Annotated in this window: 20 protein-coding genes; 10 read left to right on the top strand and 10 right to left on the bottom strand. The window is 73.6% G+C overall.

Annotated features, from left to right (window positions below):
• Nucleotides 1–61: 61 nt before the first annotated feature.
• On the bottom strand, nt 62–1,492 hold the full coding sequence (locus VQH23_RS06715; RefSeq protein ID WP_338664859.1) for a hypothetical protein: 1,431 nt from the start codon (nt 1,490–1,492) through the stop codon (nt 62–64).
• Between the two features lie 363 nt (nt 1,493–1,855).
• Here VQH23_RS06715 and VQH23_RS06710 point away from each other — a divergent pair, with 363 nt between their 5' ends.
• Genes VQH23_RS06710 through VQH23_RS06695 form a run of 4 tightly spaced genes read left to right on the top strand, consistent with a single transcriptional unit; the run spans nt 1,856 to nt 5,704 of the window.
• Nucleotides 1,856–2,911, top strand: a complete 1,056-nt coding sequence (locus VQH23_RS06710) for a sulfate ABC transporter substrate-binding protein (RefSeq protein ID WP_338664858.1) — start codon at nt 1,856–1,858, stop codon at nt 2,909–2,911.
• Nucleotides 2,908–3,771 (top strand): sulfate ABC transporter permease subunit CysT, encoded by an 864-nt coding sequence (gene cysT / locus VQH23_RS06705; protein WP_338664857.1) that lies wholly within the window; start codon nt 2,908–2,910, stop codon nt 3,769–3,771. Before VQH23_RS06710 ends, cysT begins: the two co-directional genes overlap by 4 nt.
• Nucleotides 3,768–4,643: a sulfate ABC transporter permease subunit CysW gene (gene cysW, locus VQH23_RS06700; protein WP_338664856.1), complete on the top strand. Its 876-nt coding sequence runs from the start codon at nt 3,768–3,770 to the stop codon at nt 4,641–4,643. Before cysT ends, cysW begins: the two co-directional genes overlap by 4 nt.
• Nucleotides 4,640–5,704 (top strand): sulfate/molybdate ABC transporter ATP-binding protein, encoded by a 1,065-nt coding sequence (locus VQH23_RS06695; RefSeq protein ID WP_338664855.1) that lies wholly within the window; start codon nt 4,640–4,642, stop codon nt 5,702–5,704. Before cysW ends, VQH23_RS06695 begins: the two co-directional genes overlap by 4 nt.
• A 176-nt stretch (nt 5,705–5,880) precedes the next feature.
• Here the strand turns inward: VQH23_RS06695 and VQH23_RS06690 are convergent, their stop codons facing one another.
• Both VQH23_RS06690 and VQH23_RS06685 read right to left on the bottom strand, forming a co-directional pair.
• The gene (locus tag VQH23_RS06690; protein WP_338664854.1) at nt 5,881–6,390 is read right to left on the bottom strand and encodes a ferritin-like domain-containing protein; all 510 of its coding nucleotides are present in this window, start codon (nt 6,388–6,390) and stop codon (nt 5,881–5,883) included.
• A 634-nt stretch (nt 6,391–7,024) separates the two neighbouring features.
• The gene (locus VQH23_RS06685; protein ID WP_338664853.1) at nt 7,025–7,813 is read right to left on the bottom strand and encodes an enoyl-CoA hydratase; all 789 of its coding nucleotides are present in this window, start codon (nt 7,811–7,813) and stop codon (nt 7,025–7,027) included.
• A gap of 106 nt (nt 7,814–7,919) precedes the next feature.
• Here VQH23_RS06685 and VQH23_RS06680 point away from each other — a divergent pair, with 106 nt between their 5' ends.
• Complete coding sequence (locus VQH23_RS06680) at nt 7,920–8,597, top strand: class I SAM-dependent methyltransferase (protein WP_338664852.1); 678 nt, start codon at nt 7,920–7,922, stop codon at nt 8,595–8,597.
• A gap of 16 nt (nt 8,598–8,613) precedes the next feature.
• Here the strand turns inward: VQH23_RS06680 and VQH23_RS06675 are convergent, their stop codons facing one another.
• Nucleotides 8,614–8,805, bottom strand: a complete 192-nt coding sequence (locus VQH23_RS06675; protein ID WP_338664851.1) for a hypothetical protein — start codon at nt 8,803–8,805, stop codon at nt 8,614–8,616.
• Nucleotides 8,806–9,040: 235 nt separating this feature from the next.
• Between VQH23_RS06675 and VQH23_RS06670 the strand changes: the two genes are divergently transcribed.
• Nucleotides 9,041–9,232: a hypothetical protein gene (locus VQH23_RS06670; RefSeq protein ID WP_338664850.1), complete on the top strand. Its 192-nt coding sequence runs from the start codon at nt 9,041–9,043 to the stop codon at nt 9,230–9,232.
• Between the two features lie 274 nt (nt 9,233–9,506).
• Here the strand turns inward: VQH23_RS06670 and VQH23_RS06665 are convergent, their stop codons facing one another.
• A complete protein-coding gene (locus tag VQH23_RS06665; RefSeq protein ID WP_338664849.1) occupies nt 9,507–10,325 on the bottom strand; it encodes a M23 family metallopeptidase in 819 nt (272 codons plus the stop codon).
• 9 nt (nt 10,326–10,334) lie between these two features.
• Nucleotides 10,335–11,912 carry an exodeoxyribonuclease VII large subunit gene (gene xseA / locus VQH23_RS06660; protein WP_338664848.1) on the bottom strand — a complete coding sequence of 526 codons (1,578 nt, stop codon included), beginning with the start codon at nt 11,910–11,912 and terminating at the stop codon, nt 10,335–10,337.
• 107 nt (nt 11,913–12,019) lie between these two features.
• Between xseA and VQH23_RS06655 the strand changes: the two genes are divergently transcribed.
• Nucleotides 12,020–13,192, top strand: coding sequence for a histidine kinase dimerization/phosphoacceptor domain -containing protein (locus tag VQH23_RS06655; protein ID WP_338664847.1), 1,173 nt, complete (start codon nt 12,020–12,022; stop codon nt 13,190–13,192).
• 3 nt (nt 13,193–13,195) lie between these two features.
• Here the strand turns inward: VQH23_RS06655 and VQH23_RS06650 are convergent, their stop codons facing one another.
• Both VQH23_RS06650 and VQH23_RS06645 read right to left on the bottom strand, forming a co-directional pair.
• Nucleotides 13,196–13,609, bottom strand: coding sequence for a hypothetical protein (locus tag VQH23_RS06650; RefSeq protein WP_338664846.1), 414 nt, complete (start codon nt 13,607–13,609; stop codon nt 13,196–13,198).
• A gap of 35 nt (nt 13,610–13,644) precedes the next feature.
• Nucleotides 13,645–15,003, bottom strand: a complete 1,359-nt coding sequence (locus tag VQH23_RS06645; protein WP_338664845.1) for a hypothetical protein — start codon at nt 15,001–15,003, stop codon at nt 13,645–13,647.
• A 158-nt stretch (nt 15,004–15,161) separates the two neighbouring features.
• Between VQH23_RS06645 and purD the strand changes: the two genes are divergently transcribed.
• From purD to VQH23_RS06630, 3 genes are all read left to right on the top strand, one after another.
• Nucleotides 15,162–16,430, top strand: a complete 1,269-nt coding sequence (gene purD / locus VQH23_RS06640) for a phosphoribosylamine--glycine ligase (protein ID WP_338664844.1) — start codon at nt 15,162–15,164, stop codon at nt 16,428–16,430.
• An 11-nt stretch (nt 16,431–16,441) separates the two neighbouring features.
• Complete coding sequence (locus VQH23_RS06635) at nt 16,442–17,383, top strand: DUF1835 domain-containing protein (RefSeq protein ID WP_338664843.1); 942 nt, start codon at nt 16,442–16,444, stop codon at nt 17,381–17,383.
• 131 nt (nt 17,384–17,514) lie between these two features.
• Nucleotides 17,515–18,612 carry an alkene reductase gene (locus VQH23_RS06630; RefSeq protein ID WP_338664842.1) on the top strand — a complete coding sequence of 366 codons (1,098 nt, stop codon included), beginning with the start codon at nt 17,515–17,517 and terminating at the stop codon, nt 18,610–18,612.
• A gap of 147 nt (nt 18,613–18,759) precedes the next feature.
• Here the strand turns inward: VQH23_RS06630 and VQH23_RS06625 are convergent, their stop codons facing one another.
• Together VQH23_RS06625 and VQH23_RS06620 are read right to left on the bottom strand one after the other, a co-directional pair.
• On the bottom strand, nt 18,760–19,728 hold the full coding sequence (locus VQH23_RS06625; RefSeq protein ID WP_338664841.1) for a tripartite tricarboxylate transporter substrate binding protein: 969 nt from the start codon (nt 19,726–19,728) through the stop codon (nt 18,760–18,762).
• A gap of 79 nt (nt 19,729–19,807) precedes the next feature.
• Nucleotides 19,808–20,131 (bottom strand): non-heme iron oxygenase ferredoxin subunit, encoded by a 324-nt coding sequence (locus VQH23_RS06620; RefSeq protein WP_338664840.1) that lies wholly within the window; start codon nt 20,129–20,131, stop codon nt 19,808–19,810.
• Nucleotides 20,132–20,138 lie beyond the last annotated feature (7 nt).

The following is a 20,138-nucleotide window of genomic DNA, read 5'->3' as shown; positions in this document are numbered from 1 at the left end:
CTGCGGACCGGGACTCTCGGGAGGGTGAAGCGGGGCCGCGCCCGGACGGCGCTGGCCCGCCCTACGCGGCCCCGTCCCCCTGGCCCGCCGTCAGGTTCAGCCGGCGCAGGTGGAAGTCACGGCCATAGGTCGCGGAGACGCTCTCCCGCACGTCGCGCAGCGCCGCCGCGTGCCGCTCCGGCGAGGCGGTGACCTCCCGCAGATGGGCGAGCAGCGCATCGGGCCGGGCGAAGGCCGCCACGCCCGGCGGGGGCGCCTCCTCCGTGAGGAGGGCCAGCAGCCGCCCCCGCTGCAGGGCCTGCGCCGCGGCCGAGGTGACCTGCACCTCCTCCATCCGCGCCGGCCAGTCCACCAGCGTGCCCACCTCGTCGAAGAAGTCGCTCCAGAAGTTCCGCGCCCGGTTCACGACCACCACCTCGGCGCCGAGCTCGCGGAGCCGCTTGCGGTCCGCCTCGTCGGCCAGCACGACGAGCGGGTCCGGCAGCGCCGCGCCGATGGCGGCGACGAGCCTCTCGTCCCGCGCCGCCAGCCGGCGGCCCTGGAGGGAGAGGCCGACGCGGCCGGTGACGATCCGTGTTCCCGGCCCCGGATCGTCGAAGAGGCCGAGATGCAGCGCCGCCGGCCAGGTGTCGCGCCAGGTGTCGTCCCGGCCGCTGCCCGCTGCCGGCTCCCGCCCGGCGAAGAGGAAGCGGCCGGCCAGCAGCGCCCGCCCGGACAGCCCTGCTTTCGCCAGGGCCTCCTCCGCCGCCGCGCGCTCCTCGCGGAGGCTGACGAGAGCCTGAAGCCGGAGCCCGGCGGGCAGGCCGGCCCCAATCAGCTCCTCCAGCAGGCGCAGGCCATAGACGAAGAGCGTGGAGCCGGGACCCGGCGGCGCGTCCTGGGGGGAGAAGCCCTCCATCGCCGCGAGGCGCCGGGCCTGCCAGGCGAAGCCGGCGGGCGCCACCCCGCCCGCGTTCCAGACCGACGGGCCCAGCCCGGCCGCCCGCTCGATCGCGACGTGGTTCAGCGCCACCGTCGCCAGCAGCGAATCCGTGCGCAGGTCGAGGACGTGCCAGGGCGGGTCCGGCATCTGCTCCTCCGCGGGCGGGGCGGTCGCCGGTGAGGGGATGGGCGAGGGGGGCGAGGCGGATTTCCGTTTCCCGCCCTTCCCCGGCTTGGAAGCCGCGGCGGCCCGGCGCTGATCCTCCAGCAGGCGCGTCAGCACCGCGAGCTCGGCGAAGCGCTCCCCGAGGGAGGCGGCCTGGCGGTCTCTCTCCAGACGCAGCGCCGCCAGCTCCTCCTCCTGCCCGGCCAGCCGCGCCTCGAGATCCCGGATCCTCTCCTGCGCCGTGTCCAGCTCCTCCCGGGCGGAGCGCGACGCGGCGCCGCCCATCTCGTCCAGCAGGTGCTCCAGCCCACCATGGATCTCCGCGAAGCCGGCGGCGAGCGCGGCGGCCCTCTCGCGCAGCCGCGCGAGCTGGTCCTGCGGGTCGGGCGTGAAGTCGGTGTCCATCGGAAATCCTGCGCTCTGCTGCCGACAGCGCGGCCCTGCCCTGTCCGCGGGGACGCGCGATCACCCTTGTGGAGCACCGCGACGCGCCCTGCCGAGATCGCACGATCGGCCTGCCCGGGCAATCGGGCCGGCCCTACAAGGCGTGACCGTCCCGCACGGCCGGCCACGGTCGGGCGCTCACGACAAAGCCATCAGGAGGGTGGCCGAAAGTCGTTGCCGCAATTCCTAGCAGCTTCATAGGATTTCTCCGGGCAGGCCCGCCGGACGGCGCGGGACGGGGCCCCGCCTTTCCCGGTACGGTGGCAGGCCGCGCGCACCCGGCCACCCCGTCCGCGTCCCGCCCTCCCGCAAGGAGACCTGCCGATGACCAAGGGTCCTTCCATCACCGCCACCCGCCGCGGCGTGCTGGTCGCCGGGCTCGTCGGCGCCGCCGTGCGGCCGGCCGCGGGCCAAGGGACGGGTCAAGGGGCGGGCACCCTGCTGAACGTCTCCTACGACCCCACGCGGGAGTTCTACCGGGAATACAACGCGAGCTTCGCGGCCCGCTGGCGGGCGGGGGGCGGCGTGGCGGTGCGGGTGAACACCTCTCATGGCGGCTCCGGCCGGCAGGCCCGCTCCGTGATCGACGGGCTGCAGGCCGATGTCGTCACCCTCGCCCTCGCCTACGACGTGGACGAGATCGCCGGGCGCGGGCTGATCGCAAAGGACTGGATGGGGCGCCTGCCCAACAACAGCGCCCCCTACACCAGCACCATCGTGTTCCTGGTGAAGAAGGGGAACCCGAAGGCGGTTCGTGAGTGGGGCGACCTGATGAGGCCCGGCATCGCCGTGATCACGCCCAACCCCAAGACCTCCGGCGGCGCGCGCTGGAACTACCTGGCGGCCTGGGCCTGGCTGATGCGCCGGCCCGGTGCCACGGAGGCGGGGACGGAGGCGGAGATGGTGAAGCTGTTCCGCAACGTGCCCGTGCTGGATACGGGCGCGCGGGGATCCACCACCACCTTCGCCCAGCGCGGCCTCGGCGACGTTCTGCTGGCCTGGGAGAACGAGGCGCACCTGGCGATGCAGGAGTTCGGTGCCAGCAATTTCGACATCGTGCACCCCGGCCTTTCCGTGCTCGCCGAGCCCTCGGTGGCCGTGGTGGACACGAACGTGGACCGGCGCGGGACGCGGGCGGTGGCGGAGGCCTATCTGCGCGGCCTCTACGAGCCGGAGGGGCAGGCGCTGGCGGCGAAGCACTTCTACCGCCCGCGCGACGCGGCGCTGCTGGAGGCGAACGCGGCCCGCTTCCCGAGGATGGAGCTGGTGACGGTGGACGACCCGCTCTTCGGCGGCTGGACGCGCGCGCAGGCAACGCATTTCGGCGATGGTGGGATCTTCGACCGCATCGCCGGGGCAGCGCGGGCGGCGGCGCGGTGAGCGCTTCGGCCGCGACGATCGGCGCCGCCCGGGGACGGGCGGCGCCGATCCGCGCCGTGCCGGGCTTCCGCACCAGCCTCGGCGTCACCCTGCTCTGGGCGGGCAGCATCGTGCTGATCCCGCTCCTCGCGCTCGTGCTGCGGCCGCTGGAGATGGGGCCGCTGGGGCTATGGGAATCGCTGGCGGATGAGCGGGTGGTGGCCGCGCTCCACCTCTCCTTCGGCGCCGCCTTCCTGGCGGCGCTGCTCGACCTGCCGCTGGGGCTGCTGCTGGCCTGGGCCATCGTGCGGCTGCGCTTTCCCGGCCGCGGCATTCTGGATGCGGCGCTGGACCTTCCCTTCGCCCTTCCCACCGCCGTGGCCGGCATCGCGCTCACCGCGCTGACGGCGCCGAACGGGTGGCTCGGCGCGCCTGTCATGGCCCTGTTCGGCTGGAAGATCGCCTTCAGCCAGGCCGGCATCGTCTTCGCCCTGATGTTCGTCGGCCTGCCCTTCATCGCCCGCACGCTGGAGCCGGTGCTGCGGGACATGCCGCTGGAGGCCGAGGAAGCGGCGGCGACCCTTGGCGCCAGCCGCGCGCAGACGCTGTGGCGGGTGGTGCTGCCGGCCCTGCTGCCCACCCTGCTGACGGGCTTCGCCCTCGCCTTCGCCCGGGCGGTGGGGGAGTACGGCAGCGTCATCTTCATCGCCGGCAACATGCCGATGGTCACGGAGATCGCGCCGCTGCTGATCGTGATCCGGCTGGAGCAGTTCGACTATGCCGGGGCGGCGGCGGTGGGGCTGGCGATGCTCGCCCTCTCCTTCGTCGTGCTGCTGGCGGTCAACCTGCTGCAGCGCCGGCTGCGCCGGGGGCGCCGATGAGCGGGGAGCCCTTCCGCCCCGAGCCTTCTCGCCCGAAGCCCTTCCGCTACGCCTGGGAGGACCGGCCCTGGATCCAGCGCCTGCTGGCCGCGGCCGCGGTGCTGGTGGCGGTGCTGATGCTCGCCCTGCCGCTTGTCGCGGTCTTCGTGGAGGCGCTGCGACGCGGCCTGCCCGTGGCGCTGGACGCGATCATGGAGCCGGACACGCTCGCCGCCATCCGCCTCACCCTTCTCGTCGCGCTGGTGACGGTGCCGGTGAACCTGATCGGCGGGCTGGCCGCCGCCTGGTGCATCGCCAAGTTCGACTTCCCGGGCAAGCGGGTGCTGACCACGATCATCGACCTGCCCTTCTCCGTCTCCCCCGTTATCGCGGGGCTCGTCTTCGTGCTCATCTTCGGCGCGCAGGGCTGGCTCGGCCCCTGGCTGCAGGCGCGCGACATCCAGGTGATCTTCGCCTTGCCCGGCCTCGTGCTCGCCACCCTTTTCGTCACCTTCCCCTTCGTCGCGCGCACCGTGCTGCCGCTGATGCAGGAGCAGGGGCGGGACGAGGAGGAGGCGGCGGCGACCCTCGGCGCCGGCGGGCTCCGCACCTTCCTGATGGTCACGCTGCCGAACGTGAAGTGGGGGCTGCTGGCGGGCGTGCTTCTCTGCAACGCCCGCGCGATGGGGGAATTCGGCGCCGTCTCCGTCGTGTCGGGCCATATCCGGGGCGAGACGAACACGATGCCGCTGCACGTGGAGATCCTGTACAACGAGTACCAGTTCGCGGGAGCCTTCGCCGTGGCCGCCCTGCTCGCCCTTCTCGGGCTGGTGACGCTGGCCGCAAAGACCGGGCTGGAGCGCCTCTCCGGCCGGAACGGGGGCGCCGCATGAGCGTCGAGGTTCAGGACATTGTCCGCCGTTTCGGAGGAATCGCCGCGCTGAAGGGCGCCTCCGTCTCCGTGCGCGAGGGGGAGTTCCTGGCGCTCCTCGGCCCCTCCGGATCCGGCAAGACCACGCTGCTGCGCGTGCTGGCCGGGCTGGAGGGATCGGATTCCGGCAGCATCCGCATCGGCGGGCGCGACATGACGGGCGTGCCGGCGCGGGAGCGCAACATCGGCGTGGTGTTCCAGAGCTACGCGCTGTTCCGCCACATGACCGTGTTCGACAACGTCGCCTTCGGCCTGCGCGTGCGGCGCGGCCGCCCCTCCTCCGCCGAGATCGCCGCCCGCGTGCGCCGGCTGCTGGAACTGGTGCAGGTGCCGGAGCTGGAGCGGCGCTTTCCCGACCAGATCTCCGGCGGGCAGCGGCAGCGCGTGGCGCTGGCCCGGGCGCTGGCGATCGAGCCGCGCCTGCTGCTGTTGGACGAGCCCTTCGGCGCCCTGGACGCGCTGGTGCGCAAGGACGTGCGGCGCTGGGTGCGCGGCCTGCACGAGGGCCTCGGCATCACCACCATCCTCGTCACCCACGACCAGGAGGAGGCGATGGAGATGGCCGACCGCATCGCGGTGATGGAGGACGGTTGCGTCGTGCAGCATGGCACGGTGGGCGCGCTGCTGCAGGACCCCGCCAGCCCCTTCGTCGCCGGCTTCATCGGGGAGGCGGCGCGCCTGCCCTGCCGGGTGCGCGACGGCGTGGCGCATTTCGACCCGCTGCCCATCGCCCCGCTGCGGGCGGCGCTGCCGGACGGCCCCGCCACCGCCTTCGCGCGCCCCTCCGAGATCGCCGCGCGCCGCGGCGGTGCCGCCACCGTGCGCCTGTGCCGCACGGAGGGCGACGGGCCGTCGCGGCTGATCGTGCAGGCGGGCGACGTCACGCTGGACGCGCTGGCCGACCCGGGCGAGACCTTCGCGAAGGGCGATCCCTGCCGCCTGTCGATCCGCGGCGGGCATGTCTTCGCGGAGAACGGGGAGCGTGCGCGCGGGGTGCCGATGGCGGAGGTGGTGGCGGGATAGGTGGCCTCAGGGAGCGCTGCCCCCTTACCTCCGCCGGGGTGCCGACGGTCACCCCGGACCCCGCGATCCCGTATCCGCATTCCGCGGTAGCCGACCGAAAAAAGATGAGGGGTGGGATTCAAGGGAGAGGAGAATTCCTTCTCCCCTCCCTTGGGGGCCGCCGGAGCGGGTCCCGGTCAGATCCCGGCCTTCTCCCCCTGCGCCGCCAGCGTCGCGAACTTGCGCACGGTGGGCTCCAGCGTGTCCGCGCACCACTGGGCCATGCGCTCCTCCTCCGAGAGGGACTGGCGCAGGGCGGTGGGGGCGGTGGCGTCGCCGGCGAGGTCGGCGAGCACGAGGAGGGACTTGTAGGAGGCGATCTCGAAGTGCTCGAAGGCGTAGTTCGCCAGCGTGTTCTTCAGGATCTCGTCCTGCATCGGCGCGTGGGCCAGGGCGGCCATGTTGCCCATCAGCCCTGTCACGAAGTCCTTGATGGTGGAGTTGGAGCTGCCCAGCGATTCCAGGATGGTGTCCAGGCGCACGCGCTGCTGCTCGCTCTCGGCGATGTGGCGGCGCAGGGCGTCGGCGATCTCGGGGTAGCTCTCGATCCGGTCGACCTGCCGCGAGAGCAGTTCGATCGCCTGGGTCTCCAGCGCGCGGGCATTCACGAGGCCGGTCAGGTACAGGTCCTGGTAGCTCTGCTGCATGGTTGTCTTCCGTCCGTGGCGTCGATTCCGGGGCGGGCATCCCGCGGGACGGCGTCGCCGTGCCGCGCGCGATCAGGCCCTCCGGTCCGTGGGGAACCGGAGCACGGAGAACGCCGCTCCGCGCACGTCGTTGAGGGGTGCGGGGCGCCGTTGCGACGTTTAACGCGCGGGACGCGAATGCGCTTCGCGCGCCGTTAACATGCGTCAACTCCGGGCGCGTGACCGGCCGCGCCGTGCCTCCTACGCGCCTGTTTCGGAGTAAGGCGGTGCCGGAGGACGAGGAAGCCCCGGCCGAGCTCGCCCGTGCCCTGCGGGACCGGGAGCGGAAGGCGAAGGTGCGGATGGAGGGGGCGGCCTGAGGTCCGTTCCGACCCGTGGACGCTTGTCGCCCCCCGGGCGGCTCTGCCAGGAGTCCAAGGGACCACCGCTGCCAGACTTCCGGGTGGGGCGCTGACGCTCCTGGACCTGCACCGGGCTGACGGGGATGCGGTGATCAAGGGCGGCACCGAAAGGCCCCACGGCGTATCGACCTCGGGCGCACCCCCGGATAGGCCTCACGCGGCGGCCTCCCAGAAGGGGACGAGAGGAGGCTCCAGGGGGAGAGAAGCCTTTCTCTCCCCCTGAGGCACCGGAGCTACCGCCCCTGCCAAACCGGCTTGCGCCGCTCCAGGAACGCCGCGACGCCCTCCTTGAAGTCCGCGCTGGTGAAGGTCAGCGCGACCATGTCGTCCGCGTTGACGCCCTGCGTCGCGGTCTCCCGCAGGCGCTTCAGGGTGGTCTTGGCCGCGCGCAGCGTCAGGGGGGCGTGGCCGGCGATGGTGCGGGCCAGTTCCTCGGCGCGGGCGAGGAGGGCGGCCTGGTCGGGCAGCACCTCCGTGATCAGGCCCAGCGCCTTCGCCTCCTCCGCCTCGACGAGGCGGGCGGTGAAGATCAGTTCCAGCAGGCGGCCGGGGCCGAGCAGGGCGGAGAAGCGCGCGTAGTTGGCGAGCGACAGGGTGTTGCCGAGGGTGCGGGCGATCGGCACGCCGAAGCGGAGCGCGGCGGAGCCGATGCGGATGTCGCAGACCCCGGCCACCCCCGCGCCGCCGCCGGTGCAGGCGCCGTGGATGGCGGCGATGACCGGCTTGGGGCAGTCCTCGATGGCGGAGAGGACGCGGCCGATCCGCTCCTCGTAGTCCAGCGCGTGCTGGGCGGTGGTGAAGCTCGTGAACTGGCTGATGTCGGTGCCGGCGGCGAAGGCCTTCTCGCCGCCGCCGGTGATGATCCAGGCGCGGATGGCCGGATCCTCCGCGATCTCCGCGGCCTTGGCCGCCAGGCCCTCGTACATGGCGAAGGTAAAGGCGTTCATCGCCTTCGGGCGGTTGAGGGTGGTCAGCAGGATGCCGCCCTCCCGCACCTCGTGGATCAGTTCGTTCTCTTCCATGGCGTTCCGCTCCGTGACGAGGGGCGGGAGGGTGCGCCCGGGCGGAGAGGGGGAGCAAGGGGCGGGCGGCGTTGCCCGGCCGGGGGGCGCCGGGCATGGTGCGGCCATGCAGCGCGACGCCGTGCCGGATTCCCCTGATCTCCACACGCTGATCCCGGCCGTGGCGGCGCGCTACGCCGGCGCCTCGCGCTTCACGCGGGAGTTCGTGCCCTCCAAGCTGCGGCGGGATCCGGCGACGGCGGCGCTGCTCGGCCTCGCCCGGCGTACGGGGGGCTTCGGGCACGTGGTGGATCTGGGCTGCGGCCGTGGGCAGTTCGGGATCCTGCTGCTGCTGGCGGGCGGGGCTTCCCGCGTGACGGGGCTGGACCTGGACGCGCGCAAGATTGCGGAGGCAAGGGCGGCGGCGGAGGGGCTGCCGGCCGGATTCGCCGCCGCCGACCTGGCCCGCGCAGAGGTGCCGGAAGGCGACACGATGCTGATGGCGGACGTGCTGTACCAGCTTCCGGCCGGCGCGCAGGTGCCGGTGCTGGAGGGGATGGCGCGGGCGGCGCGGCGGCGCGTGGTGATGCGCCTCTTCGATCCGGATCGCGGCTGGCGCAGCGCCCTCGGCCTGGCGATGGAGCGAGCCGGCCGCGCCATCCGCCGGGACGGTGCCGCGGTGCAGCCCATGCCGGTGGCGGAGGTGGCGGCGCTGTTCGGGCGCGCCGGGTTCCGCTGCACGGTGGCGCCCTGCTGGGCGGGCACGCCCCTGCCGAACGTGCTGCTGGTGGCAGAACGCGGGTAGGGCCGCGGCCGGGCGCTCAGGGCACCACAACCGCAGCTCCCGCAGCGTAGAGCCGCTCCCGCAATCCCTGCACGGGGCGCAGCAGCACGACGCCCGGGGAAGGCCTTCGCAGCAGCTCCGCGCGCGTCTCGGAAACGGCGGCGAGGGCCGATTCGTCGTCGGGGAAGACGGCGACGAGCGGCGCGTCGTGGGGCAGGGGCGGTGACATGCGTCCGATTTTCGAGACGAAGCGTAAAGGAAGGGTTAAACGCCGTCTCGTCGCATGAGCGGAAGGGTCCGGCCGCGCGCGCAACGCGGTGGCTCCGGCCGCGTTCGCCACGCCGGAAGGACGGGCATGGGCATCACCGTCTTGTCACGGCGCGGCGCCTTGCCGGGCGGCGCAACCCGCAACACCTTCCGCCCCACGGCCAGCCCATCCCGGCCACCATCGGAGTCCGACTTCCATGCGCGTACCGCTTCCCGGCCGCGACTACTTCCCGCCGCGCGTCCTCCTGCGCGGGCCGGTGCGCCCCGTTCCGGTCACCCCGCAGCGCGGCGCGCGCGGCGAGTGGCCGTCGCTCGGGCCCGTCATGCCGATGCGGATGCCCGCCTCCCCTCCCACGCCGATGGCCGGGCTGCAGCCGACCGCGTCCTGACGTCGGGAGGCTCTGCCTCCCGTACCCTCCGCCGGGCGAAGAAAGAATTCTTCCCCCGAACCCCTATCATCCCTTCCTGGCGGGCTGCCGCGGAATGCCGGGCTGCACCGCGAAGCAAGATCACTGGTGCGGTGGCAACCCTTGCTGCGATGTCCCGCGCCGAGGCTCATGGAGCCCTGGCGCGCCGCAAGCCCCGCATCCCGCGGCAGCCCAATAGAGAAAGATGAGGGGGTTTCCAGGGGGAGAATTCCTTCTCCCCCTGGTCCCGCCAGCATCAGGGCAGAACCAACCGCGGGTCGACCGAGGTGGAGAGCCAGAACAGCCCGAGATGCAGGTGTGGCCCCGTCACGCGCCCCGTGGCGCCGGAGAGGCCGATGACCCCTCCGCGCGGGACGGACTCGCCTTCCCGCAGGTCCAGGCGGGACATGTGGGCGTAGAGGGTGGTGACCCCGTGCCCGTGCTCGATCAGCATCGTGTTCCCCGTGAAGTAGAGGTCCTCCGCCAGCGTCACGCGCCCGCCGGCGGCGGCGCGGAGCGGGGTGCCGACGGGCACGGCGATGTCAAGGCCGAGATGCGGCGCGCGGGGCTCCCCGTTCAGGATGCGCTGGCTGCCGTAGACGCCGCTGATCGGGCCTTCCGCCGGCCAGGCGAAGCCTTCCGCGAAGTGGGGGATGGCGGTGTCGGTGCGGCGGGCGGCATTGAGGCGCTCCTGCTCCGCGCGGATGCGGGCCAGGGCCTCGGCGTCGGGCGTCACCATGCGGCCGGGCAGGCCGTTCAGGCGCTGGATGCTCCACTGGCGGGGCGCGACGGCGAAGCCGTGCTCCTCGCGCCGCCCATCGGGGGAGACGATGCCGAGCGCGGCCTGCGCGCCGGCGTCGCGGCCCAGGCCGAAGGCGAAGACGCCGTTCGGGGCGACGCGAACCGCCTTGCCCTCGAAGGTCAGGCGCGTGCCGGGATCGGCGCGGCCGGTGACGAGCGCGCCCTGGGTGATCCGCTCGGGCAGCACCACGGCGGCGCGCGCGGCGCGGGCGAGGAGGAGCGCGGGAAGCGCCAGGGGCAGAGCGACGGTGGCGCGTCGGGACAGGGTGCTCATGGCCCCCTTCTACAGCAGCGTGTCCTGCGCCGCTGCGGCCTTGCCGCGCCGCTTCGCGCGATCATCGGTCACGTTCACGCTGCCATCGGCGAATTGCAGGGAGAGCTTCTGGCCCGGGAGGACGGCGGCGGCCGCGGTGACGGGGCCGCCGGAGGCGTCGCGCACGAGGGCGAAGCCACGCTCCAGCAGCGCGCCGTAGGAGGCGCCCTCCAGCCGGGCGGAGAGGCCTTCCAGCGCCGCCCGCCGCTCCCGCAGGCGCCCCAGCACGAAGGGCGTGGGATCGGGGATGCGGGCCAGGGAGGCACCGCGCTCCGCCACGCGGCGGCGGGCGACGGAGTCCAGCCGCTCCTCCGCGCGCAGCAGCGCGGCGCGCCCCTCGCGCAGCCGGCCGCGCAGCAGCGGCGCGGGATCGGGCGCGAGCGCGAGGCGGCGGAGCCCCCGCGCCAGCACGGCGCGCGCGGCGCCGCCGATCCGCACGCCGAGAAGGTCGAGCGCGCCTCTCTGCCGCGCGATGCTCTCCTGCGGGCGCGGCAGGCGCGCGGCGGCGCCTTCCAGCGCGCGGCGCTTGGCGGCGATGAGCGCGCGCGGGGCGAGCTGCAGCCGGTGGCCGCGATCCTCCAGCCGGTTGCGTCCGGCGACGAGGAGGGCGGGCAGGTCCGGCAGGCCGGAGGCGGCGCGCGCAAGGCGCAGCCGGCCGCGATCCAGCACGGAATGCCCGGCGCGCGCCAGCCGCGTGCCGCGCTGCGCCAGCACGGCCATCAGCTCCTCCCGCGCCGGCACCGCCAGCTCCGCGGCGGCGGTGGGCGTCGGCGCGCGGCGGTCGGAGGCGAAGTCGATCAGCGTCGTGTCCGTCTCGTGACCCACGGCGGAGATGAGCGGGATGGGCGAGGCGGCGGCGGCGCGCACCACCACTTCCTCGTTGAAGGCCATCAGATCCTCCAGGCTGCCGCCGCCGCGCGCGACGATCACCACGTCCGGGCGCGGGATGCGGCCGAGCGGCGAGAGCCCGCCCATGGTGGCGATGGCGGCCGCTACCGCCTCCGCCGCGCCCCCTCCCTGCACGGCGACGGGGATGAGCAGCACGCGGCGCGGGAAGCGGCGCTCGAGGGTGGTGCGGATGTCGTGCAGCACCGCGCCCTTCTCGCTCGTGATCACGCCGACCACCTCCGGCAGGAAGGGAAGGGGGCGCTTGCGCGCCTCGTCGAACAGCCCTTCCGCGCCGAGGCGCTGGCGCAGCTTCTCGATGCGCGCCAGCAGTGCGCCTTCACCGGCGTACTCCAGCTTCTCGATCTGCAGCGCGTAGTCGGAGCGCTTGTCGGAGGCGGTGATCTTGCCGGTGGCGATCACCTCCACCCCGTTCTCCGGCCTCACCTGCAGCTTCGAGAGGGCGCCGCGCCAGATGATGGCGCGGATCGTCCCCGCCTCATCCTTCATGGAGAGGTAGGAGTGGCCGGAGGGGTAGGTCTTGAACTCCGTGATCTCGCCGCGCACGCGGATGCGGCCGAAGGCGCTCTCCAGCGTGCGCTTCACCGCGCCCGAGATCTCGGAAACGCTGTACTCGGGGATGTTGCTCACGGGGGCGTCCATCACGGGATTATGGCCCAGCCCGCCCGTTCACGCCACGCGGACGGGCGAAACCTTGCTCCCCCCTGCGCCCTTCCGTTGGGGTAACAGACAAGGTTCGATGCCAGCCCATGCCTGCGGACGCCGCCGATATCCCGATGGAGGAGCAGCTCGCGCGGCTCCGTCGCTACGGCGAGATTCTCAATGATTTCGCGCGCATGGCGGCGGAGACGAGCGACGCGGCGCGGCTGATCCAGCTCGCCTGCGTGCAGGCCTCCCGCGGGATCGGGATCCAGCACACCAAGGCGCTGCAGCACCGGCCGGACCACGGGGACCTGCTGATCGTGGCCGGCGTCGGCTGGAACCCCGGCGTGGTCGGGCATGTCAGTCTCGGCACCGACCTCGCTTCCCTGCCCGGCCAGGCGCTGCGCACGCGGCTGCCCAACGTGGTGGACGACCTGCCGAACGACCGGGAGTTCCGCTACCCGCCTGTGCTGCGGGAGCACGGCATCGTCTCCGCGCTCAACGTGCCGGTGGCGGTGGATGGCGATGTTTGGGGCGTGCTGGAGGTGGACAGCGACGCGCCGCGGGGCTTCGGGCCGGATGACGTGAGCTTCCTCCTCGCGCTCGCCAACACGCTCGGCCTCGCGCTGCGCGGCCGGCTCGGGGCGCAGGAGGCGGTGGACGCCGCCGCCGACGCCGCCCGGCAGCTGGCGCAGGAGCGGCTGCTGCGGGGGGAGCTGCAGCACCGCAGCAAGAACGATCTGCAGCTCATTCTCTCCCTCCTCGTGCTGCAGCGCCGCCGCCTGCCGGAGGGCGAGGCGCGGCGGATCATGGGAGAGGCGCTGGACCGGGTGGCGGCGATCGGGGTGGCTCACGACCATCTGAGTCCCATTGGCGGCGCCGCGCAGGTGGATCTAGCGGAGTACCTCCACGCGCTCTGCGGCAATCTTTCGCAGCGGCGGACGGAGGTAGCGGTAGAGACGGCGCTGGAGCCCGTGATGATGCCCCATGCCCGCGCCGTGCCGCTCGGCCTCATCGTGAACGAGCTGGTGACGAACGCGCTGAAGCACGCCTTCCCCGAGGGGCAGGGGGGCACGATCCGGGTGGAGTTCGCCATTCCCCCGGGCGGGGAGGCGCGGCTCTGCGTGCGGGACGACGGGGTGGGGATGGGCCCGGCCCGCCCGGGCAGCTCCGGCACGGAGCTGGTGAGGCGGCTGGTGGACCAGGTGGGCGGCAAGATGGCGCGCGCCGAGCAGGCCCGGGGCACGGGGTTCTGCGTGTTCTTCCCCCTGGTGACCTGAGCGTCAGACCCAGGGCGAGAGGAAGGTCCTGCGCCGCCCGGCCGGCCGGGGCGCCGGTTCCGCATTTGCCGAGGGGCGTGCGGAGGCCGATTTTGGGATGGGCGCGGCGGGACTGGCCGCGGCCGGCGGCTGCCGGGTGGCATTGGCCCCGATCGAGGTGATGCCCATGGCGGAGCAGTAGACGAGGCAGCCATTCACCACGGCAACCAGGTACTCGGCCAGCCCCGCTGGGGAGCCGTTCATCTGCCCATTCAGCACCACCGCCACGCAGACTGCCTCGGCCACCACCAGCGCGAGCCATCTCGGGTTGAAGTTCAGCGCCGCCTGGAGGGCGTTCGGAACCACGAAGGTCGCCGCGGTCGCGCCGCCGAAGGTCAGCAGGCTCTGCGTCGTGAAGAAGTCGTTCGGTGTCGTCATGGCGTGGTCCGCTCCATTCCTGTCCGGTGACGGGCTCAGTGATCCCAGCGTGTCCGCCGCCTCTCGTAGGGCACGATGTCCGGCGGCTGCCCGGTGCTGGAGCGCAGGCGCGGCAGGAGAAGGTCCCGCCTGGCCTCGCCCTGGCAGATCGCCCAGTCGACGATGCTGACGGCACCGTCCTCGCTCACCAGGCCCTTCTCCTGAACGAGCCGGATCGCGGCCCGCTGGACGTCCTCGTGGCGGAACAGCTCAGCCTTCTCCGGCCCGCTGAGCCAGCTCAGCAGGGGCAGGCGGAGCTCCGGCGCCTTCTCCGCCGACGGGAAGTTCAGCATGAACGGAGTCTGCTTCCAGCCGGAGCGCCGCGAGACCTCCGCCATGCTCGGGTAGGAGGCCGGCACGCGACGGGTCGAGTTCTCGCGCAGGAAGCCGGCGGTGAAGTAGCTGTTCCCCAGCCCGTCCTCGTCGAAGGACTGCTCGTCGGCGAAGCTGGAGCACAGGATCGTCCGGCACCAGAAGGTCTCGAAGCCCAGTTCCTCCCCCCGCCTCGCCCGCTCGCGGTAGAGATGCGCGCGGAAGTCGCGGCCGATCGCCCCGGCGTGACAGGAATCGACGAAGAGGCGGACGCGGAGGTTCTCCCCCCGGGTGCCGCGGCGCACGACGCCCTCCACGAGGGCGCTGACGAGGGCCTCGATCCGCCAGGGCCCGTCATGGAGGAGGATGGTGCTCTCCCCCGGCCTCTCCCCGGGCGCGCCGTGGCCCGAGAAGTAGATGTTGATCTGGGCGGACCGGAACTCCGGATCCCCGGCGTTGACGTCGATCCAGTGGCAGAGGCTCTCGATGCCGGTGCACGCCGCCGCCTCGGTCGGATCCGCCAGCCAGACCGTGTGCGTGAAGTAGCCCGCGCTCCGCATCAGGCTCCCCGGCACGACGATGTCGCGGTCCCCGATGCGATGGGGGTTGTAGAAGTAGCGCAGTGAGTTGAGGTCGTGGACGGCGTTCGGCAGCGTGCCCTCGGATTTCGAGACCGGCCCTTGCTCCGGCGGCGCGGCGGCGTCCTTCCGCGCCGCGCCCGCGCCGGCCCCGCCGTTCCCGTCCCCGGCGATTACGAGGTTGGCCCAGAAGGGCGTCGCCAGCGGGTCCCAGCCACAGAGCTGGATGCGGCGGGGGTGGTGGCGCCGGCTGTCGGTCACCGGCACCTCGAGGGTGGTTCCGCCCTCGTTGTCGGGGGTGCCCAGGACCTGGGGAGGGTGGAGCCGCGTGTCGCGCGGACCGAGGGCGGCCACACCCTCCTGGCGGAGCCTCCGCATGAGGGAGCTCAGGCGCTCTAGCCCGGTGAGGGGCACGCCCCGCATGCGCTCGCGCTCCGTTCGCGTCGGGAAGAGCTCTTCGTCCATGCGAGTCCCTTTCCCCGCACCACGCCGTTCTTGGATCGTATCGAGGCGGGGCTTCCCGGGCCAGGAAAACCGACCTCTCCGCGGCTCGGTGGGCGAGGGCGCAGACGGGTGGCGCCTTCCCGGGCATAAGGTGGCCCGGCAACGGCGGATCGAGGCACATGAAGGTACTCCTGGTCGGCGGCGGCGGGCGGGAACACGCGCTCGCCTGGCGCATCTCCGAGAGCCCCCTCCTCACGCAGCTCTGGGCCGCCCCCGGCAATCCTGGCATCGCCGCCCATGCGGCGTGCGTGGCGATCGGGGCGGAGGACGTCCCCGCCCTCGTCGCCTTCGCGCGGGAGAAGGCGGTGGATCTGGTGGTAGCAGGGCCCGAGGCGCCGCTGACCCTGGGCTTGGCCGATGCGCTGGCGGAGGCTGGCATTTCCTGCTTCGGCCCCAGCGCCGCCGCCGCCATGCTGGAGGGCTCCAAGGCCTTCACCAAGGACGTGCTGGACGCCGCCGGCGCCCCCACGGCCGCCTGGCGGCGCTTCGACGACCCGAACGCTGCCCGCGCCTACATCCGCGCGCAGGGCGCCCCCATCGTGGTGAAGGCGGACGGGCTGGCGGCCGGCAAGGGCGTGGTGGTGGCGGAGACGGTGGAGGAGGCCGAGGCGGCCATCGCCGACATTATGGAGAGCCGCGTCCACGGCGCGGCCGGGGCCTCCGTGGTGATTGAGGAGTGCATGACCGGGGAGGAGGCCTCCTTCTTCGCCCTCTGCGACGGCACGCGCGCCATCGCCCTGGCTGCGGCGCAGGACCACAAGCGCGTGGGCGAGGGCGACACCGGCCCCAACACCGGCGGCATGGGCGCCTATTCCCCCGCCCCGGCCTTCACGGAGGCGATGCGCGAGGAGGTGATGGCCCGCGTGGTGGAGCCGACCCTGGCCGAGATGGCCCGGCGCGGCGCGCCCTTCCGCGGCGTGCTCTTCGTCGGGCTCATGCTCACCGCCACCGGCCCGCGTGTGATCGAGTTCAACGTGCGCTTCGGCGACCCGGAGTGCCAGGTGCTGATGATGCGCCTGCGATCCGACCCCCTCCCCGCCCTCCTCGCGAGCGCGCGGGGCGACCTCTCCGGGATCGCCCTGGAGTGGTCGGACGATCCCGCCCTCGTCGTGGTCGTCGCCGCGCGCGGCTATCCCGGCGCGGTCGCCAGGGGCGAGCCGATCGGCGGTCTGGACCGCGCCGCGGCGGTGCCCGGCGCGCGCGTGTTCCACGCCGGCACGGCGCGCGGCGGGGATGGGGCGGTGGTCTCGGCCGGTGGCCGCGTGCTCGGCATCGCCGCCGCGGCGGGCGACCTGCGAGCGGCGCGGGACGCTGCCTACGCCGCGGTGGAGGCGCTGGACTGGCCCGGCGGCTTCTGCCGGCGCGACATCGCCCACCGGGCCCTGTGACAGGTCCTGTGATGGGCGCCGCACACGACGCCAGCGCCTCCATCCGCTGCGGCGACGACCTGCGCGGGCGCGTGCCCGGCGACTATCTCTGCCTCGCCGATCCCGTCTGCCAGGGGCCGGTGCACGGGACCTTCCCGGCGGAGTACGTCTCCCGCCGCGCCGCCTTCGTGGCGGGGCATTACGCCCACGGTGTGGAGACGGTGCGGGCGCGGCTGGACGCCGAGTACGCCGCCCTGCGCGCCCTGCCGGGGCATGGCCGCATCCTGCTGTGGTTCGAGCACGACCTCTGGGACCAGGCGGTGCTGATCCGGCTGCTGTCCCTGCTGGCGGACTGGCCGAACCTTGCCGGCCGCCTGTTCCTGATGCCCGCCGACGGGGTGCGCCCCTTCGCCCGGCTGCCGCAGGAGGAGCTGGAGGCGCTGGAGCCCCGGCCCCTGCCCTGGTCCGCCGTGGAGGCCGGGGCCGAGGCCTGGCGGGCCTTCGCGGCGGAGGACCCGACGGCGCTGGACAGCCTCTCCCGCCGCGTCCTGCCCCTCCCCCACCTAGCCCGCGCCATGCGCCGCCACCTGCAGGACCTGCCCTGGGTGACGGACGGGCTGGGGCTGACGGAGCGGCGGGTGATGCAGGCCCTGGCCGGGGGCGCCGATGGGGAGGCGGCCCTGCTCCGCGCCCTGGAGGCGGGCGATCCGGTCTTTCCCCTCACCGACCTCATCCTGCACGACGTGGTGAAGCGCCTCTCCACCGGCACGCGCCGCCTGATCGCCCGCGACGCGCCGCACGCCCCCACGCCGCGCGGCGCGGCGATCCTGGCCGGGCAGGCGCGCTACGTGCCCGGCCCCCGCTTCCAGGCCGGGGTGGTGGTGGGCCCGGGCGGGGGCTGGTGGTGGAACCCGCGCGCGGCGGGGGTGACGAACCTGCCGCCGGGCCGCGGCGCCATGGGACTTTTGGGTTAGGGGATTTCGGGGCCAGCGGGCTTGCGGCATGGCAGCCATGCCCGGCCGCTCCCTGTATCCGGGCCGTCCCGGCCCCAGATCGCCCGGCGACCACCGGGCGCCATGCCCGGCCCGCAGCCGAGGACGCCGCCTTGCCCACCGACAACGCCGCCAGCCCGCTCTTCCAGCCCATCCGCACCGGCGCCATCGATCTGGCCAACCGGGTCGCCATGGCGCCCCTCACCCGCAGCCGCGCCCTGGCGGGCGACGTGCCCCGCCCCACCGCCGCCACCTACTACGCCCAGCGCGCCTCCGCCGGCCTCATCATCTCCGAGGCCACGCAGATCTCGCAGCAGGGCAAGGGCTATGCCTGGACCCCCGGCATCCACAGCCCGGAGCAGGTGCAGGGCTGGAAGGCCGTGACCTCGGCGGTGCACGCCAAGGGCGGCCGAATCGTCGCCCAGCTCTGGCATGTCGGCCGCATCTCCCACCCCGACCTGCAGCCGGGGAACGAGAAGCCCGTCGCCCCCTCCGCGGTCACGCCGCAGGGCCAGGCCTTCACCGAGGCCGGCTTCAAGCCGCATGAGGAGCCGCGCGCCCTGGAGCTGGACGAGATCCCCGGCATCGTCGCCACCTACGCCCAGGCCGCCCGCAACGCGCGCGAGGCCGGCTTCGACGGCGTGGAGATCCACGCGGCGAATGGCTACCTGATCGACCAGTTCCTGCGCGACGGCAGCAACAGGCGCACCGACCGCTACGGCGGGAGCATCGAGAACCGCATCCGCCTGATGCTGGAGGTGACGCAGGCCGTGACGGACGCCATCGGCGCCGACCGCACGGGCATCCGCCTCTCCCCCGTGACGCCCGCCAACGACGCCCGCGACAGCGATCCCTTCCCGCTGTTCAAGCGCGCCGTGGAGGCCCTGGCGCCCTTCGGCCTGGCCTACCTGCACGTGATCGAGGGCGCGACGGGCGGTGCGCGCGACATCGTGCCGGGCTTCGACTACGCGGGGCTGAAGGCGGCCTTCCGCGGCCCCTTCATGCTGAACAACGGCTACGACTTCGCCCTGGCCGACGCCGCGATCCGTGAGGGGCGCGCCGACCTGATCGCCTTCGGGCGGCCCTTCATCGCCAACCCCGACCTGGTGGAGCGCATGAAGGCGGGCGCGCCGCTGGCGACCCCGGACAAGGCGACCTTCTACGGCGGGGACGAGCACGGCTACACGGACTACCCGGCGCTGGCGGCCTGAGCGGCCCCGGGAGGGGGCGGGCGTGACCGCCCGCCCGAGCCGGACGGGCCGGCCTCGTCCGCGGACGCGGTTCTGGCGCGCAAACGCCGGAACGCCGGTCCGGAATATCGTCCGCCGTGCCGCCCCTGAGCCGGGATGGCGGCCGGCCTAGCGCACCACCTCGATCCCGGCTTCCCGCACGACGCGCTGCCACCGCTCCACATCGGTCCGGATGAAGGCGCCGAACTCCTCGGGCGTGGAGGCGATCAGCTGCATGCCGAACTCGATGAGGCGTCGGGTCATGTCGGGCCCGCCCATCACCGCGCGGACGTCGCCTGCGATGCCCTGCACGATCGCCGGCGGCGTCCCGCCCGGCGCGACGAGGCCGAAGAAAGAGGTGATGTCGAAGCCGGGGACGATGCTGGCGATCGGCTCCATCGGCGGCGCGCCCTCCACCTGCGTCCGGCTTCCCAGGCCGAGCACGCGCAGCTTCCCCGTCTCCACGCTCGGCCGCACCGAGTTCCAGATGTCGAACATCAGCGGCACGCGGCCCTGCAGCACGTCCGTCAGCGCGGGGGCGGAGCCGGGATAGGGGATGTGGACGAGCTTCGCGCCGGTGGCGCGCGCGATCATCTCGCCGGCCAAGTGGGTCAGCGTGCCCGCGCCGGGGGTCGCGAAGGCCAGCCCGTCCGCCTCCCGCTTCGAGAGGGCGACGAGTTCGGCGAGGTCCTTCACCTGCAGGGCGGGATGGCAGACCAGCACCAGTGGCTGGGCGGCCACCCGGCTGACCGGGGCGAGGTCCGCCAGGGTGTTGTAGGGCAGGGCCGGGTTCATGGCGGGGTTGATGGTGAAGGCGCTGATGACGCAGCCCAGCGTGTACCCGTCCGGCGGCGCCTTCGCGACGGCGTTGGTGCCGACGACGGTTCCGGCGCCCGCCCGGTTCTCCACCACCACCGGCTTCCCCCAGCGGGCCCCCAGCCGCTCCGCCAGGACGCGCGCGAAGACATCCGTGGGGCCGCCTGGCGGGAAGGGGACGATCAGCCGGACCGGCCTGTCCGGGTACTGCGCGGCGGCGGGGCCCGCCATCATCCCCGCGGCACCGCCGGCGAGCGCGGAGAGCAGCACGCGTCTCTGCATTCTTGTTTCCTCCATCTGGTCCGGTCTTTCGCCGGTGTTGTGCGGTGATCAGGTCGTCGGGCAGCGCGGGGTGCGCCGTTTACGCGGGCAGCAGGATCTCGATCGCGTCGCCCGCGATCCGCACGGGGAAGGTCTCCAGGTCGCGCTCAGCCGGGCTGGACAGCGCCCGGCCGGTGCGCACGTCGAAGCGCGCGTTGTGCAGCGGGCACTCGATCACGCACCCCTCCTGCAGCCCGTCCGAGAGCAGCGCGAAGGCGTGGGTGCAGACGTCGTCCGTCGCGTAGACCTCGTCCGCCACCCGGAACAGCGCGATCCGGCGCTCCCCGACCTTCAGCGCGAGGGGCTCGTCCTCCGTCACCTGGTCGAGCGTCGCGGCGCGGTGCCAGCCGGTGTTCCCGCTCATGGCTGCC

Origin of the sequence: Pararoseomonas sp. SCSIO 73927 (assembly GCF_037040815.1) — a bacterium.
Taxonomy (GTDB): domain Bacteria; phylum Pseudomonadota; class Alphaproteobacteria; order Acetobacterales; family Acetobacteraceae; genus Roseomonas.
This window is presented reverse-complemented; position numbering and strand designations above follow the sequence as displayed.

Bases quoted from the DNA above. Each gene is read 5' to 3' on its own strand.
- VQH23_RS06715 (WP_338664859.1), bottom strand. From the start codon at position 1,492: ATGGACACCGACTTCACGCCCGACCCGCAGGACCAGCTCGCGCGGCTG.
- VQH23_RS06710 (WP_338664858.1), top strand. From the start codon at position 1,856: ATGACCAAGGGTCCTTCCATCACCGCCACCCGCCGCGGCGTGCTGGTC.
- cysW (WP_338664856.1), top strand. From the start codon at position 3,768: ATGAGCGGGGAGCCCTTCCGCCCCGAGCCTTCTCGCCCGAAGCCCTTC.
- VQH23_RS06695 (WP_338664855.1), top strand. From the start codon at position 4,640: ATGAGCGTCGAGGTTCAGGACATTGTCCGCCGTTTCGGAGGAATCGCC.
- VQH23_RS06690 (WP_338664854.1), bottom strand. From the start codon at position 6,390: ATGCAGCAGAGCTACCAGGACCTGTACCTGACCGGCCTCGTGAATGCC.
- VQH23_RS06685 (WP_338664853.1), bottom strand. From the start codon at position 7,813: ATGGAAGAGAACGAACTGATCCACGAGGTGCGGGAGGGCGGCATCCTG.
- VQH23_RS06680 (WP_338664852.1), top strand. From the start codon at position 7,920: ATGCAGCGCGACGCCGTGCCGGATTCCCCTGATCTCCACACGCTGATC.
- VQH23_RS06675 (WP_338664851.1), bottom strand. From the start codon at position 8,805: ATGTCACCGCCCCTGCCCCACGACGCGCCGCTCGTCGCCGTCTTCCCC.
- VQH23_RS06670 (WP_338664850.1), top strand. From the start codon at position 9,041: ATGCGCGTACCGCTTCCCGGCCGCGACTACTTCCCGCCGCGCGTCCTC.
- VQH23_RS06665 (WP_338664849.1), bottom strand. From the start codon at position 10,325: ATGAGCACCCTGTCCCGACGCGCCACCGTCGCTCTGCCCCTGGCGCTT.
- xseA (WP_338664848.1), bottom strand. From the start codon at position 11,912: ATGGACGCCCCCGTGAGCAACATCCCCGAGTACAGCGTTTCCGAGATC.
- VQH23_RS06655 (WP_338664847.1), top strand. From the start codon at position 12,020: ATGCCTGCGGACGCCGCCGATATCCCGATGGAGGAGCAGCTCGCGCGG.
- VQH23_RS06650 (WP_338664846.1), bottom strand. From the start codon at position 13,609: ATGACGACACCGAACGACTTCTTCACGACGCAGAGCCTGCTGACCTTC.
- VQH23_RS06645 (WP_338664845.1), bottom strand. From the start codon at position 15,003: ATGGACGAAGAGCTCTTCCCGACGCGAACGGAGCGCGAGCGCATGCGG.
- purD (WP_338664844.1), top strand. From the start codon at position 15,162: ATGAAGGTACTCCTGGTCGGCGGCGGCGGGCGGGAACACGCGCTCGCC.
- VQH23_RS06635 (WP_338664843.1), top strand. From the start codon at position 16,442: ATGGGCGCCGCACACGACGCCAGCGCCTCCATCCGCTGCGGCGACGAC.
- VQH23_RS06625 (WP_338664841.1), bottom strand. From the start codon at position 19,728: ATGCAGAGACGCGTGCTGCTCTCCGCGCTCGCCGGCGGTGCCGCGGGG.
- VQH23_RS06620 (WP_338664840.1), bottom strand. From the start codon at position 20,131: ATGAGCGGGAACACCGGCTGGCACCGCGCCGCGACGCTCGACCAGGTG.